The 13,923-nt window shown below is 70.8% G+C and carries 12 protein-coding genes; 2 read left to right on the plus strand and 10 right to left on the minus strand.

The features are described from left to right. Positions 1 to 3: 3 nt before the first annotated feature. Both ACQP03_RS18610 and ACQP03_RS18615 read right to left on the minus strand, forming a co-directional pair. Positions 4 to 1,293, minus strand: a complete 1,290-nt coding sequence (locus ACQP03_RS18610; RefSeq protein ID WP_357117892.1) for an MFS transporter — start codon at positions 1,291 to 1,293, stop codon at positions 4 to 6. Between the two features lie 139 nt (positions 1,294 to 1,432). Further along, positions 1,433 to 1,993: an NADPH-dependent FMN reductase gene (locus tag ACQP03_RS18615; protein WP_357117888.1), complete on the minus strand. Its 561-nt coding sequence runs from the start codon at positions 1,991 to 1,993 to the stop codon at positions 1,433 to 1,435. A gap of 136 nt (positions 1,994 to 2,129) precedes the next feature. Here ACQP03_RS18615 and ACQP03_RS18620 point away from each other — a divergent pair, with 136 nt between their 5' ends. Next, positions 2,130 to 2,594 (plus strand): MarR family winged helix-turn-helix transcriptional regulator, encoded by a 465-nt coding sequence (locus ACQP03_RS18620; protein ID WP_357117885.1) that lies wholly within the window; start codon positions 2,130 to 2,132, stop codon positions 2,592 to 2,594. A 3-nt stretch (positions 2,595 to 2,597) separates the two neighbouring features. On the opposite strand, the gene ACQP03_RS18625 is transcribed toward ACQP03_RS18620, so the two are convergent. From ACQP03_RS18625 to ACQP03_RS18635, 3 genes are all read right to left on the minus strand, one after another. After that, the gene (locus ACQP03_RS18625) at positions 2,598 to 2,936 is read right to left on the minus strand and encodes a winged helix-turn-helix domain-containing protein (RefSeq protein ID WP_357117882.1); all 339 of its coding nucleotides are present in this window, start codon (positions 2,934 to 2,936) and stop codon (positions 2,598 to 2,600) included. After that, positions 2,933 to 3,667: a hypothetical protein gene (locus tag ACQP03_RS18630; RefSeq protein WP_357117879.1), complete on the minus strand. Its 735-nt coding sequence runs from the start codon at positions 3,665 to 3,667 to the stop codon at positions 2,933 to 2,935. The genes ACQP03_RS18625 and ACQP03_RS18630 overlap by 4 nt, the downstream gene beginning before the upstream one ends. A gap of 146 nt (positions 3,668 to 3,813) precedes the next feature. Then, a complete protein-coding gene (locus ACQP03_RS18635; RefSeq protein ID WP_357169648.1) occupies positions 3,814 to 6,147 on the minus strand; it encodes a beta-L-arabinofuranosidase domain-containing protein in 2,334 nt (777 codons plus the stop codon). Positions 6,148 to 6,468: 321 nt separating this feature from the next. On the opposite strand from ACQP03_RS18635, the gene ACQP03_RS18640 reads away from it, so the two are divergent. Continuing rightward, entirely contained in the window at positions 6,469 to 7,518 is a 1,050-nt protein-coding gene (locus ACQP03_RS18640) for an LD-carboxypeptidase (RefSeq protein WP_433457691.1), read from the plus strand. 151 nt (positions 7,519 to 7,669) lie between these two features. Here ACQP03_RS18640 and ACQP03_RS18645 read toward each other — a convergent pair whose 3' ends face one another. From ACQP03_RS18645 to ACQP03_RS18665, 5 genes are all read right to left on the minus strand, one after another. After that, positions 7,670 to 9,409: an IucA/IucC family protein gene (locus ACQP03_RS18645; protein WP_433461188.1), complete on the minus strand. Its 1,740-nt coding sequence runs from the start codon at positions 9,407 to 9,409 to the stop codon at positions 7,670 to 7,672. A gap of 101 nt (positions 9,410 to 9,510) precedes the next feature. Continuing rightward, positions 9,511 to 10,104: a GNAT family N-acetyltransferase gene (locus ACQP03_RS18650; RefSeq protein WP_433457693.1), complete on the minus strand. Its 594-nt coding sequence runs from the start codon at positions 10,102 to 10,104 to the stop codon at positions 9,511 to 9,513. Next, positions 10,101 to 11,378: a lysine N(6)-hydroxylase/L-ornithine N(5)-oxygenase family protein gene (locus ACQP03_RS18655; RefSeq protein ID WP_357169641.1), complete on the minus strand. Its 1,278-nt coding sequence runs from the start codon at positions 11,376 to 11,378 to the stop codon at positions 10,101 to 10,103. The genes ACQP03_RS18650 and ACQP03_RS18655 overlap by 4 nt, the downstream gene beginning before the upstream one ends. A 25-nt stretch (positions 11,379 to 11,403) precedes the next feature. Beyond that, entirely contained in the window at positions 11,404 to 12,966 is a 1,563-nt protein-coding gene (locus tag ACQP03_RS18660) for a pyridoxal phosphate-dependent decarboxylase family protein (protein WP_433457695.1), read from the minus strand. A gap of 96 nt (positions 12,967 to 13,062) precedes the next feature. Next, entirely contained in the window at positions 13,063 to 13,920 is an 858-nt protein-coding gene (locus ACQP03_RS18665; protein WP_357117865.1) for a siderophore-interacting protein, read from the minus strand. Positions 13,921 to 13,923 lie beyond the last annotated feature (3 nt).

Raw genomic sequence — 13,923 nt, forward strand, 5'->3', positions numbered from 1 at the left:
GCCTCAGCCGCCGGTCGTGCCGACGGCCGGCGCCGGCCCGAGTCCCGGTGCGGTGGACGCCGGTTCGGCGCCCGCGCGGCGGACCGGGGTGAACAGCCCGCCGACCGCCACCAGCAGGCAACCCGCTCCGGCGACGAGCGCCACCGCCGGTACGCCGTACCGGCTGGCCGTCCACGTCAGAATCACCGCGCCGGCCGGGCCGAGGGCGTAGTGCGTGCTCCAGAACGCCGAGGTGACCCGACCGAGCAGATGGTCGGGAGTGATCTCCTGGCGCAGTGACATCGAGCAGATTCCGCCGACGCTGAGACAGCACAGGTACACGGCGGTCAGGGCGGTGACCGTCGGCACGGTCGTCGCGACGCCGACGCCCGCCACCGCGAACCCGCAGATCGCGTGCGCGCCGATCCAGGTGGCGCCGAATCCGCGTCGCCGGCGCAGCGGAGCCACCAGCAGCGCCCCGGCGACCGTGCCCAGGGCCGCCAGGCCGAGTACGGTGCCGACCGTCCCCTCGGTGCCGCCGAGGTCGTGGGTCACGTGGTAGATCAGCACGTCGGTGAAGCCGTAGGTGAGGAAGATGAACACCGACAGCAGGACGGTCAGCGCGCGGAGCACGGGCTGGCGCCACAGGAACCGCGCGCCGGCCAGGAACTCGACCAGCGGGCGTTCCCGGGCCATCGGCGCGGTGTCGGCGGGCTGGGCGGTGCGCAACCGGATCAGCCGCAGGCCAACGGCCGAGAGGGCGAAGCTGGCGGCGTTGACGGCGATGGCGACCGCCGGGCCGAAGCGGGCCGACACCACACCGGCGAGCAGCGGCCCGAGGACGGCGGTCGCCGCGAACGTCGCCTGGAGCCGGCCGTTGGCCTCGGTGATCCGGTCGGCGTCGACGAGGTTGCGGACGGCGGTCACCGCGGCGACCTGGAACAGCATGCCGGCCGCCTCGCAGACCGGCAGCACGACGAAGAGCAGCCAGACGCGCGGGCCAGCGAGCCAGACCAGCGGCACGAGACCGTAGAGGACCAGCCGGACCAGGTCCGCGACGATCATCAGCCGACGCCGGTCGTACCTGTCGACCAGCACCCCGCCGAAGATGCCGGCGGCCACGGACGCCGCGCCCGCGACGGCGGTGAGCAGGCCCATCTGGGCCACCGATCCGGTCGCCTGCAACACCAGCAGCGGTACCGCGAGGTAGGCGAACGCGTCGCCGGCCGCGGAGAGCGACTGCGCGATCCAGTACGTGCCGAAGGCACGGTCCCGCCACAGCGGAGCCCGCGCGGGGCTGGCGGCTCGGCTCATCACGCCGAGGGTAGCGGCCCGCCTCGCGCCGCGCCGACCGTCACACCGGGCCGATGTTCACGAACCCGCCGGGACACCCATGCACCGAGACGGCCGTGGGAGGGACTCCCACGGCCGTCTCGAGGCGTACCGATAAAGGTCAGCCCTGGCGCAGCGGCGCGAGCGCGGTGCTCCAGGCCACGACCTGGTCGAGGGTGGTGGTCAGCGCCGGCAGGTGCTGGTCGCCGGGCTTGAAGGTGCTGAAGTTCTCGAAGTCGGTGTAGAGCGAGAGCGCGACCTGCGAGCGCACGTCGGCCATCTGCAGCTCACCGGCGATCAGGCGCAGGTGCTCCACGGCCCGGGCGCCACCGAGGGAGCCGTAGCTGACGAACCCGACGGCCTTGTTGTTCCACTCGTTGTAGAGGAAGTCGATGGCGTTCTTCAGCGCGCCGGAGGTCGAGTGGTTGTACTCGGGCGTCACCATCACGAAGCCGTCGAACGACGCGATGGTCTCGGCCCAGCGCAGCGTGTGGGGCTGGCTGTACTGGCCCATCGCCGGCGGCATCGCCTCGTCGAGGTGCGGCAGCTTGTAGTCGAGCAGGTCGATCAGCTCGAACTGCGCGTCGGTGCGCTGCTGGGCGATCTCGTGGACCCAGCGGGCGACGGCTTCGCCGTTGCGCCCCGGGCGGGTGCTTCCGAGGATGATCCCGATCCTGGTCATGGCTGCGCCTTTCAGTAGTCCGAACCTGACCGCCGGAACGCTAGCCGCTCCTTGCTTCGTCAAGCAAATGACCGTGGTATGAGCACCCTCACACCCACAGTAAGCAATTGCTCAATCAAGCAACTATGCTTGCGGGATGGCCGATCCCCACCCCGAGGCGCCGCGACCCCTCGAACCCGACGAGGAGGCGCTGGTTCGCGCCCTGGGCCAGGTGATGTACGTGGTGCCACGCGCGATCGACGCCGACATGGTGGGCGACCGGCAGCTACCGCTGACCGAGTACACCGCCCTGATGAACCTCTCCGAGGCGCCGGAGCGGCGAATGCGGATGCACGAACTCGCTACGGCCTGTTACCTCTCGTTGAGCGGCATGACCCGGACGATCATCCGACTGGAGAGCCAGGGACTGGTCAAGCGGGAACGGTGCGAGGAGGACGCCCGCGGCTGGAACGCGGTGCTCACCGACGCGGGCTTCGCCCGCCTCCAGGAGTCCTGGCCCAGCCATCTCGCTGCCGTACGGCAGCGGTTCCTGCGCCACTTCGAAGGGCTCGACCTGGCCGAGCTGGCCCGCGCGTTCCGGCGCGCGGGAACGGCCGACTGAGGTTCAGGTCACCGGGTCACCGGTCGGCGGCGGCCCGGTCTGCTCGACCTGCTGGATGAGTTGCTTGAGGTGGGCGATCTCGTCGCGCAGGGCGGCCTGACCGGCAGCGGTGAGAGTCACCCAGGTACGCGGGCGCTTGCCCTCGTAGCCCTTCTCGATCTGGATCAGCTCGGCCTTCTCCAGGACGGTCAGGTGCTGCCCGAGATTGCCCGCGGTCAGCTGCAGGGTGGTGCGCAGGAAGCCGAACTCGACCTGGCGAGCCTGGTGCGCGATGGCCAGGATGCCCAGTCGGACGCGCTGGTGGACCACGTCGTCAAGGCCGTTGGTGGGATGGTCGGTCATCGCCTCGGAACCTCGGTGCTCGGCCGGAACAGGGCGAAGGCCGCGCTGCCGAGCAGCAGTAGCGCCGCAGCGAGGAGCAGGTGCGGCAGGAAGAACCACGACGAGGTCGAGTGGATGACCTGGCCGCCCTGCACCATCACGATCACCAGGTAGACGAGGCTGTACGCAAGCAGCGCCCAGTTGCGTTCGACCCACGCGAGCACCATCAGCGCCAGCGCGATGACCGCGACGGGACTGGCCAGTCCGTTGACGAGCCACGTCGCCGGCCCGACCTCGATCTTGACCGGGTCGGTGGAGAAGGGGTCGGCGGGGACGGGGAGGAGCGGGTGGAACGTCAGCCAGATCGACACGGCGGCCATCAGCACGGCCAACGCGACGCCGACGACGACGTAGGGGCGGATCGGGGTGCCCACGCCACGGCGTCGGGACTGCCGTACGTAGAAGCCGGCGATCGCCACGTACGCGAGCACCAGCGCGACGGTCCAGTACCCGAGCTCCGCCGGATTGGGCGCCATGCAGACCGTGTGCCCCGGGCGGGATCGGCAGGTGTCGAACACATCGAGGTAGGGGGCGTACCGGTAGACGGGGATCGCGGCCAGGGTGACCACCGCGAGGACCAGCAGCGGAAACCAGGTGCCGCGCTGGGCGACCTGGACCTGGCGGGTCAGGTCGCGCACAGCGGCCAACAGCTCCCGAGGGCCGTCCGCCTGCGGAGCGGATTCGTGTGTCATGAAGTTAGCTTTGCATTACAGACCTATCCGCGCAAGAGAGTTCGGCAAGATCTCGCGGGCCGGGCCGAGACAGCACGAGGGGCGTGTGTCGAAGCCCCCGATTCGGGGTTTCGACACACGCCCCGGCCAGGCCGAGCCTCGACGGTCTAGGCGTTGGCCACCAGCCGCCAGCGGTTGTCCGCGCTGCCGTTGTCCGAATCCTGCACCGCCTGCGCGCCCCGGGCGGTGGAGTTGTTCAGGATGCCGAGCAGCTTGCCGCTGTTGACGTTGCGGATCTTGTAGGTGCCGTCGCCGTTGTCGACGAGCGTCCACCGGTGGTCGGCGGTGCCGTTGTCCGACCACTGCAGGACGCGGGCGTTGTCGGCGGTGGACATGTTCTCCACACCGAGGACCTTGCCGCTGTTGACGTTGCGGAACCGGACGGCGTTGCCATCGGTGATCATGACCCAGTTGTGGTCGGCCGTGCCGCTGTCGTCCCACTGCAGGGCCAGCCCGCCGTCGGCGGTGGACATGTTCTGGATGCCGAGGACCATCCCGCTGCCCACGTTGACCAGCCGGTAACTGCCTCCGCCGCTGCTGCCGCTGGTGTTCCAGTACACCGTGTAGTTGAACCCGTGGGCGTCCTGGAACGGCCCGAGGTTGACGGTGGACCCGTTCGCGGTGGCCGTGAACGCGAGCGAGCTGGTGCTGGTCCGGGCGACCGACGAGACCACGAGCGACGGCAGCGAGTTGAGCGTGGTGTTGCCGTAGTTGCCGCAGAGCACGCTCGGGCCGTACGTGACGGCGGCGACGCTGGGATTGTCGTTGGCCGCCCGCATGACGACCCGCATGGGCAGTCGTACGGTGATGGTGTCGCCGGCGGCCCAGGTGCGGGTGACGGTGGCGTAGCTGCCCGGCGTCGTGGTGACCGACTCAGCCACCCCGTTGACGCTGATGGTCGCGCCGCTCGTCCACGCCGGGATGCGCACCCGGATGCTCCACGAGCCACTCATCGTGCCGGAGAGCGTGAGCGTGCTGGTGTCGCTCACCGGGTACGTGGTGCTCTGGGTGACCGTGATCCCCCGCTGCGACCAGTTCAGCTCGGACGGCACGAAGAGGTTCACCGTGAGCGTCGTGCCGCTGTAGAAGTAGACGGAGTCCATCAACTTCGTGTTGATCTCCAGGCCGGTGCCCTGGCAGCACCAGAACGAGTTGTAGTCGGTGCTCCAGGTGCCGCCACCCCACGCCGGGCCGACGCCCCGCCGCCCACCGGGCTTGAGCGGGGTGAAGTAGGTGATGTGGCCACGGCTGTCGGCCGGGTTCTGCGCGCCGAGCAGGTGGTTGATCATCGCGCGCTCGTAGAAGTCGAAGTAGTCGGTCCGGTTCGGATCGAGCAGCCACAGCTCCCGCGTCAGCTTGAGCATGTTGTAGGTGTTGCACTGCTCGCAGGTGTCGTTGCTCAGGTAACCGGCGATGGCGTTCGGCGCGCGGAAGTGCTCGGCCTGGCTGTTGCCGCCGATGACGTAGGAGTGCGCGCCCACGGTGATGTTCCACGCGTTGCTGGCGATGTCCCGGTAGCGGGTGGTCCCGGTGGCCTTGAACTCGCGGGCCGCGCCGATCCACTTGGGCACCTGCGTGTTGGCGTGCAGACCGTTGAGCTGGTCCTGGTTGCTGGCCAGGGGGTTGAACACCGAGGCGTGGTCGAACCGCTGGGCCGTGGTGAGCCACCGGCTGTCACCGGTCATCTGGTAGATGTCCGTCAGCACGTCGTTCATGCCACCGAACTCGGTGCCGAGCATCGACTGCATCTGGCTGGAGCTGAGCCGGGACGTGCGGGTGTCGACCCAGCCGGCGAGGGCCAGCAGCACCGTACGGGCCTGGGTGTTGCCGGTGTAGCGCCAGACGTCGAGCAGGCCGGCGAGCGTCTTGTGGATGCAGTAGTACGGGACGTTTCCGTTGGACAGGGTCCGCGCCTCGAGCGCGGAGAAGTCCGACTCCGGGAAGCCGGAGAGGTAGCCCGCGCCGAACCCGGCCGCGCCGTTGTTCGCCTGGCACTTGGCCATCTCGGCGACCATGTAGTTCGCCTTGTCCCGGCAGGTGGTGTCGCCCAGCACCGCGTAGGCATAGGACCACGCGGTCAGGAAGTGCCCCTGCATGTGCGTACGGAACGGGAAGTTCGGCGCGTCCCACCCACCGTTGGTGGCGGCGCCGTTGGTGGACAGCCGGTGGTTGGCGCGGAAATTGTAGAGCATCCGGTCAACGTCGACGAAGCGCAGATAGTTCAGGGTGCGGTTCTGGTTGTCCAGCCAACGGCCGCTGGTCAGTCGTACCTGACCGGGGTCGAAGGCGTAGGCCGCGACGCCGATGTCCGCGCGCGCTGGCGGGACCACCGCGGCGGCGGCGGGGCCGGCGCCCAGCGTCGCGGCGCCGGTCGCGGAGACCACGGCGGTGGCGCCGGCGGCCTGCAGAACGCGGCGTCGGCTGAGGGGCAGGGACGACATGGGACCTCCAAATGAGCGCTACCGGCGATGGGACGGCAACCGGGCGGGACGGGCTCGGCGGGATGCAGGGGTCCGAACGTTAGCGTTCACATCCGTGTTCGGCATGTTACGGCCGGACTACGCACAAATTCAAGGTTCTAACTATTACGGCTCCCTGTGCACCACGCCTGAGCTGGCAGATCAGGAGCGGCGACACGGGTGCGGTAGGGGTCTTCACCTCGTGTTATCGATAACACCGGTGGATCTCTGCTCGGTGCGGCCACCGTCGGCGCGCACCGAAACGGGGTGCGCGGCGACCGGTGCCGCTGGTGGAATCTCGGAATGAAGCACGATCTTGTACGTCCACCGAAGGCACGCCCGGGTGACCGGATCGCGGTCCTGTCGCCGTCCTTCGCCGCCGCGGGCGCCTTTCCCGAGATCCACGAGCAGGCCATGCGCCGGCTCGCCGACGTGACCGGCCTCGTCCCGGTCGAGTACCCCACCACCCGCACGGTCGGCGCGAGCGCACAGGCCCGCGCGGCGGACGTCAACGCCGCCTTCGCCGATCCTCGGGTACGCGCGATCCTGGCCGTCGTCGGCGGCGACGACCAGATCACCGTCGTCCCCCACCTGGACGCCGACCTGGCCCGCGCCGACCCGAAGCCGTTCCTGGGCACCAGCGACAACACCAACCTGCACCAGTGGCTCTGGGGGCTCGGCATCGCGAGCTTCTACGGCGGGTCGTCCCAGGTGCACCTCGGCCCCGGTCCCGCCGTGGACGACATCCACGCCCGCTCGCTGCGCGCCGCGCTGCTCACCGGCGAGCAGTTGGAGATCACCGACCCGGGCGAGTCCGAGGATGTCGGGGTTCCCTGGGACGATCCGCGGGCGTTGCAGTCGTTCGGGGAACGCGAGCCGGCCGAGCCGTGGACCTGGCACGGGCCGCGCCGCACCGTCACCGGCCCCACCTGGGGTGGCTGCCTGGAGGTCCTGCAGTGGCTCCTCACGGCGGGGCGTTTCCCGTTCGGACCGGAGGTGCTGCGCGGCGGCGTGCTGATCATCGAGACGTCGGAGGAGCTGCTCCCCGCGCGCGAGGTCGGTTGGATCGTCCGCTCGCTGGGGGAACGCGGTCTCCTGGCCGCCGCCGACGCGGTCCTGGTCGCCCGTCCCCCGGTCTCCGACCTGGACCGCCGGCCCGACGCGCAGGAGCGGGCACGGCTACGCGAGCAGCAGCGCGACACGGTCGTGGACCAGATACACCGCTACAACCCCGAGGCGGTGGTCTGCGTCGGCGTGCCGTTCGGCCACACCAGACCGCAGTGGATCCTCCCGCACGGCGGCCCGGTGACCGTCGACGGTGCGCAACGCCGGATCTACGCCGACTACCGGTAGGCGAAGGGTCAGCCGATCCGGAGACCGTCACGTACGGGTACGACGCGTGGTTGCCGTGCCCGGCGGGGAATGATCACTTGATGCTGACCAGTTCCAGGAGGGGCCGGACAACTGGTCAGCATCAAGTGATCGCGATGAAGACGGAGTGGCGTCAGCGGGCCGGGGCGTGGGCGGCCAGTGGATTGGTGAGGGTGCCGACGAACTGCAGGGCGGCCGACGGATCGGCCAGGTCGATCATCTGCTGGTTGTCGCGCAGCTGAAGGCGGTTGAGGCAGGACAGCGCGAACTCGGGAGCGAACAGGTCGTAGTGGCGGACCCGCTCGGCCAGGTGCGGCACCCGCGCGAAGTAGTCGGCGGCGCAGGCCGCGACCGTGCCCCAGAAGGCGTCCTCGGTGAGCACCCCGGCCTCGACGAGGACGGCGTTGAGGTGACGCAGGAAGCAGTCGACCACGTCGGTGAAGATGGTCAGCAACTTGGTGTCGTCGGGCACCTCGACCCGGATGCGCTCCACCTCGGCCGGCAGCTCGACGTCGGCGCTCAACACCGCGATCTCCTCGGCGATGTCCTTGAAGATCACCCGCTGGACGGTGTGCCGCTCGTCGAGGACCAGGATCACGTTCTCGCCGTGCGGCATGAAGGCCAGGTCGTGGGCGTAGAAGCTGTGCAGCAGCGGGGTCAGGTAGGCGTCCAGGTAGCGGCGTAGCCACACCTCGGGCGCGAGGCCGGACCGGTCGATCAGCGCCGCCGCCAGCGAGCCGCCGCCGTCGTCGACGTGCAGCAGCGCGGCCATCGTGGACAGTCGCTCCCCCGGGGCCAGACCCGGCACCGGGCTCTCCCGCCACAGGGCGGCGAGCATCTTGCGGTACGGGGAGGTCCGTTCGGTGGCCGCCTCGTACTGCCGGTGGCGGTAGCCGACCGCCGCCCGCTCCCGGATGACCGTCAGGCCCGTGCCGGCCAACACCTCGTCGGCGGCGATCAGATCGGCCAGCCAGTCGTTGATGGCCGGCGTGGCGGCCATGTACGCGGCCGACAGCCCGCGCATGAAGCCCATGTTCAGCACCGACAGCGCCGTCTTGACGTAGTGCCGGCCCGGATCGGTGACGTTGAAGAAGGTACGGATGGACTGCTGCGCGAGGTACGAGTCGGGGCCGGGGCCGAGGTGCACGAGCCGGCGTTCGGCCAACTCCCCCGCGAACGTCACCGCCAGCTTGTTCCACCACTGCCAGGGGTGCGCCGGGATGAGGTGGTAGTCGGCGAGGTCGAGCCCGAGGTCAGCCATCGTGGCGGCGAACCGCGCCCGGGTCGCAGCGTCCAACTCGCCGGAGATGAGCGCGTCGTAGTCGAGGTCGGCGGCGCTGCTGAACGTCGAGTGGTCCCGGTGCGCGGCCAGCCACTCCAGGCTTACCGGCGTGCTGGCTTCCGGGGCGTAGCGGTGGTACTCGTCGACGCCGAAGCCGAGCCGGCCGTTGTTGGCCACGAAGCAGGGGTGACCCTCGGTCATGGACGTCTCGATGGTCTGGAAGTCCGCGCCGGCCAGCTCGGCGGCGCTCGGCGCACCCTGGGCCAGCTTGTACGCCGTACCGGCCAGGGTGGAGGTGATCTCTTCCAGGTAGACGGGCAGCACCCGAGCGGAGAGCCCGAGAGTGCCGCGCAGCTCGACGATCAGGTCCACCGCGTCGGGTGGCAGCGACGTGCCGTCGCGGTGCCGGGTGATGCTGTCCGCGTCGATCTGCCAGTGGGCCAGGGCGAGCACCCGGGCGGCGAACCGGTAGGTGATGAGGTCGTCGTCGCTGCGGACCTCGTACCACTGCCGGTCGTCGGGGCCCGGCACGGGCGTCGGGGTGAGCAGCCGCTCGTGGGTGAACTCGGCGAGCGCCTTGCGGACCAGCATCCGGTTGGCCCGCGCCCAGCGCTGCGGGGTGAGGTGCGCGACCGGGTCGCCCGGGGTGGCCGAGCCGGTGACGGTCGGCGAGGTGGGGACGGCGGTGGTGGTCACGCCGGGGCTCCTTCTGCTGGGGTGGCGGTAGCCCGCTCGGTGGCGGCCTGGAACTGGGCGCGGGTGCAGACGCTGAGCAGCGCCTCTTTCTCCGGCTTGGTGATCGGGCCGACGACCTCGAACCCGACGGCGGCGTTCAGCGCGTGCACGGCCGTGTTGCGCACGTCCGGCTCGACCACCACGCGCACGGTCGTCGGGTCGGCGAAGAGCCAGGCCAGGACGGTACGGATCACCGCGCGGGTGAAGCCGTGCACCGGCGTGCCGGCGGGTGCGCACAGGAAGTGCATGCCCACGTCGCCGGGTTGGTGGTCGTACCGGCCGACCAGCTCCACGTGCGCCGGGTCGTAGCGTTCGGCCAGGAACGCCGGGCTCCCCCGCCACAGGCCCAGGTACGCGTCGTGGTGCGGGTGGGCGGCGATGCGCCGGTACTCCTCGACGACCTGGGCCTCGTCGGTGTCCTGCATCAACCAGAACGCCGACTTCGGGTGGGTCACCCAGCCGTGCAGGACCCCGGCGTCGCCCTCTGGGTCGAGGCGACGCAGGGCGAAGTTCCCGAGCCGCTCGTCGGCGCGGCTGAAGACCACGCTCACGACACCACCCCGAACTCCTGGAAGGTGATGCTCTTCTCGATCGGGTAGTGCTCGCGGCCGAGCAGCTCGCGGATGATCCAGGAGTTGCGGTACGCGCCCATGCCCAGGTCGGGTGAGGTGATGCTGTGCGTGTGGGTGCCCGCGTTCTGCAGGAAGATGCCCCGCCCGTCGTGGTCGATGCTGTAGTTGCGGGCCACGTCGAAGCGGCCGTGCGCGTCCCAGCGGATGCGCTCGCGCACCGGTTCGAGGAACGTCGGCACCCGGTAGTGGTAGCCGGTGGCCAGGACCAGACCCTCGGTCCGCAGGGTGAAGTCCCGCTCCTGCTCCACGTGCCGCAATCCGAGCGTGTACTCCCCGTCGTGGTGGGTGGCGTCGACCAGCTCGGTGTTGGTGATCAGCCGGGTGTTCACCGGACCGGCGACGCTGTGCGCGTAGAGCAGGTCGAAGATGTCGTTGATCAGGTCGGCGTTGATTCCCTTGAACAGCCCCTTCTGCGCCGATTCCAGCCGGTAGCGGGTCTCCTCGGGCAGCGCGTGGAAGTAGTCCACGTAGTCCGGTGAGGTCATCTCCAACGTCAGCTTGGTGTATTCGAGGGGGAAGAACCGCGGCGAGCGGGTGACCCAGTTGAGCTGGTAGCCGTACCGGCCGATGTCGCCGAGGAGGTCGTGGTAGATCTCGGCGGCGCTCTGCCCGCTGCCCACCACGGTGATGCTGCGCCTGGTCCGCAGCGCGTCCCGATGCTCCAGGTAGCGCGAGTTGTGCGCGGCGTCCCCGGGCAGCCCGGCGACGGCGGCCGGCAGGTGCGGCGGCGTGCCGGTGCCGAGCACCAGGTGCCGCGCCCGGTACTCGACGCTCTCGGACCCGCCGGTGGTGGCCCGCACCACGTACCGCCCGTCGGCGCTGTCGTACTCCACGGTGGTCACCGTCTGACCGAAGCGCAGGTTCGGCAGTTTCGCCGCCGCCCACCGGCAGTACGCGTCGTACTCGCTGCGCAGCGGGTAGAAGCTCTCCCGGATGTAGAACGGGTAGAGCCGGCCGATCTCCTTGAGGTAGTTGAGGAACGAGTACGGGGAGGTCGGATCGGCGAGGCTGACCAGGTCGGCGATGAACGGGGTCTGCAACCGGGCCGACTCCAGCAGCATGCCGGGGTGCCAGGCGAGGCTGGGTCGAGCCTCCAGGAACACCCCGTCCAGCTCGTCGATCGGCGCGGTGAGACAGGCCAGGCCCAGGTTGTACGGGCCCAGCCCGATGGCGACGAAGTCGTGGGTGGACATCTTCTTCTCCAGGCGGGGTTCGGGGTCAGCCGACGGGGCAGGTCAGGTCGGCGGCGACGGTGTCGCGCACGTACCGCCCGGCGTGGCCGGCGATCAGTTCGAGCACGTGGCCGACGTCGTCGACGGTCGTGGCCGGGTTCAGCAGCGTGAACTTGAGAAAGTGCCGGCCGTCCACCCGGGTGCCGGCGACCACGGCGAGGCCGGAGGCGGCCAGCGCCTCCCGGGCGTACAGGTTGGCGGCGTCGGCCAGCTCCCGGCCCGGACCGGTGGGCAGGTAACGGAAGACCACGGTGCTCAACTGCGAGCGGGTCACCACCTCGAAGCGGGGGTCCTCGCTGACGAGCTGCCAGGCGTCGGCCGCCGCGTCGACCACCTCGTCGAAGAGTTCGCCGAGCGCGTCCGGGCCCATCACCCGCAGGGTCAGCCACAGCTTCAGCGCGTCGAAGCGGCGGGTGGTCTGCAGGCTCTTGTCGACCTGGTTCGGAATCCGCTGCTCCACCATGCGCGCCGGGTTGAGGTAGTCGGCGTGGTAGGTGGCGTGCCCCAGCGCCCGCCGGTCCCGGACCAGCAGCGCGCTGGAGCTGACCGGCTGGAAGAACGACTTGTGGTAGTCGACGGTCACCGAGTCGGCGCGTTCGATGCCGTCGAGCAGGTGCCGGCGCGTCGGCGAGACGAGCAGACCGCAGCCGTACGCGGCGTCGACGTGCAGCCAGACGCCGGTCTCCGCGCAGACCTCCGCCAGGTCCGCGAGCGGGTCGATGGAGCCGAAGTCGGTGGTGCCGGCGGTCCCGACGACGGCCATCGGGACCAGTCCGGCCGCCCGACACCGGGCGATCTCCTCGCGGACGGCGGCGGGCCGGACGCGTCGCCGCGCGTCGGTGGGCACCGCGATCACCGCGTCCGGGGCGAGGCCGAGGAGCTTGGCGGACTTCTGGACGCTGAAGTGCCCGGCGACCGAGGTGAGCACGCGCAGGCGGGGCAGCAGGTCCAGGCGTGCCGCCGGGGTGGTCGCGGCGAGGCACGCCTCCTCCCGGGCCAGCAGCAGCGCCTGGAGGTTCGACTGGCTGCCTCCGCTGGTGAACACTCCGTCGGCGTCCGGACCGAGACCGATCCGGGCGGCGGTCCAGTCGATCAACCGTCGCTCGATGAGCGTCGCGCCGGCGCTCTGGTCCCAGGTGTCCAGGGAGGAGTTGACGGCGCTGAGCACCGCCTCGCCGAGCAGCGCCGGGATGACCACCGGGCAGTTGAGGTGGGCCAGGTAGCGCGGGTGGTGGAACCAGACGGCGTCGCGCAGGTAGACGTCCTCCAGCTCGTCCAGCGCCGCGCCGGCGTCGCCCAGGGGCCGGTCCAGGTCGACGCTGTCGACGAGGGGCGCCAGCTCGCCCGGAGCGATTCCGGTGGTGGGCCGGTCCACCGTGGCGACCCGCCGGGCGACCCGGTCGACGCCGTCGGCGATCGCGCGCCGGTACTGCTCGACCGACCCGTCGTGCAACAGGTGGGCGCGGGCCCCGGCGGGCGCTGTGGCCGGTGGTAGAGCGGCCGGTGCGCTGCGCGGGTCGGTCTCGCCGGGGTACGTCGGCACGGTCACGGGATGTCCTTCCACGTTCTGACGATGGGCAGCCGGAACCCTCCCCCGGCGCGTGCGCGCGCCGGGGGCCGTGCTGCGTTCTGGTGGGATCGCCGGTCAGGCGGTGGCGCCGGCCAGCGCCTCGGCGCGCAGGTCCTCCTCGGAGAGGCCGCGCCGCCAGTAGCCGGCGAAGGTCACCCGTCGACGGTCGAAACCGCGCTCGCCGACCAGGTGCCGCCGCAGCGCCCGTACCACGCCGGACTCGCCGGCGATCCAGGCGTACGGCGCGACGGCCGGAAGTCGGGTGACGCGCAGCGCGCTGACCAGCAGATCGCTGCCGGGTGCGGTGCTGCCGCGCACGATCCAGCGGATCTCGGCGTCGGCGTCGGTGGGCAGCTCGGTGATGTCCGCCGCGTCCGGGACCTCGATCCAGGCGCGGACCCGGGTGCCGGCGGGCAGCCACGCCAGGATCCCGGCGGTGGCCGGCAGCGCGGTCTCGTCGGCGGCCAGCACCACGAGGTCGGTGTCGTCCGGTGGCCGGAAGCAGACGCTGCGGTTGTCGTACACCGCGGGGCCGAGCAGCAGCACCCGGTCACCGGCCACCGCCAGGCTGGCCCACCGCGAGGCGGGACCGGTGCCGCCGTGACCGACGAAGTCGATGTCCACCTCGCCGACCGCCGGGCGGTGCTCCCGGATGGTGTACGAACGCATGACCGCGCGGACGTCCGGCGGGAGGGCCCGCCAGGCGCCGAACCAGTCCTCGCCGCGCTCGACCGGGACGACCGGGGCGTCCTGACCCGGGTGCGGCAGGAACAGCGAGACGCTCTGGTCCCGGCCGCCGCCGGCGAAGTCGACCAGCTCCGCGCCGCCGAAGGTGACCCGGATCAGCGAGGCCCCCACCTGACGGGCCCGCACGACGTGCGCGGCGAAGAAGCGGTACTGCAGGGCGACGGGTGCGACGGTGCTCGTACTCATGGC

Source organism: Micromonospora sp. CA-248212 (genome assembly GCF_050948405.1).
In the GTDB taxonomy this organism is placed as follows: Bacteria; Actinomycetota; Actinomycetes; order Mycobacteriales; family Micromonosporaceae; genus Micromonospora.

Bases quoted from the DNA above. Each gene is read 5' to 3' on its own strand.
- ACQP03_RS18610 (WP_357117892.1), bottom strand. From the start codon at position 1,293: ATGAGCCGAGCCGCCAGCCCCGCGCGGGCTCCGCTGTGGCGGGACCGT.
- ACQP03_RS18615 (WP_357117888.1), bottom strand. From the start codon at position 1,993: ATGACCAGGATCGGGATCATCCTCGGAAGCACCCGCCCGGGGCGCAAC.
- ACQP03_RS18620 (WP_357117885.1), top strand. From the start codon at position 2,130: ATGGCCGATCCCCACCCCGAGGCGCCGCGACCCCTCGAACCCGACGAG.
- ACQP03_RS18625 (WP_357117882.1), bottom strand. From the start codon at position 2,936: ATGACCGACCATCCCACCAACGGCCTTGACGACGTGGTCCACCAGCGC.
- ACQP03_RS18630 (WP_357117879.1), bottom strand. From the start codon at position 3,667: ATGACACACGAATCCGCTCCGCAGGCGGACGGCCCTCGGGAGCTGTTG.
- ACQP03_RS18635 (WP_357169648.1), bottom strand. From the start codon at position 6,147: ATGTCGTCCCTGCCCCTCAGCCGACGCCGCGTTCTGCAGGCCGCCGGC.
- ACQP03_RS18640 (WP_433457691.1), top strand. From the start codon at position 6,469: ATGAAGCACGATCTTGTACGTCCACCGAAGGCACGCCCGGGTGACCGG.
- ACQP03_RS18645 (WP_433461188.1), bottom strand. From the start codon at position 9,409: ATGCTGGTCCGCAAGGCGCTCGCCGAGTTCACCCACGAGCGGCTGCTC.
- ACQP03_RS18655 (WP_357169641.1), bottom strand. From the start codon at position 11,378: ATGTCCACCCACGACTTCGTCGCCATCGGGCTGGGCCCGTACAACCTG.
- ACQP03_RS18665 (WP_357117865.1), bottom strand. From the start codon at position 13,920: ATGAGTACGAGCACCGTCGCACCCGTCGCCCTGCAGTACCGCTTCTTC.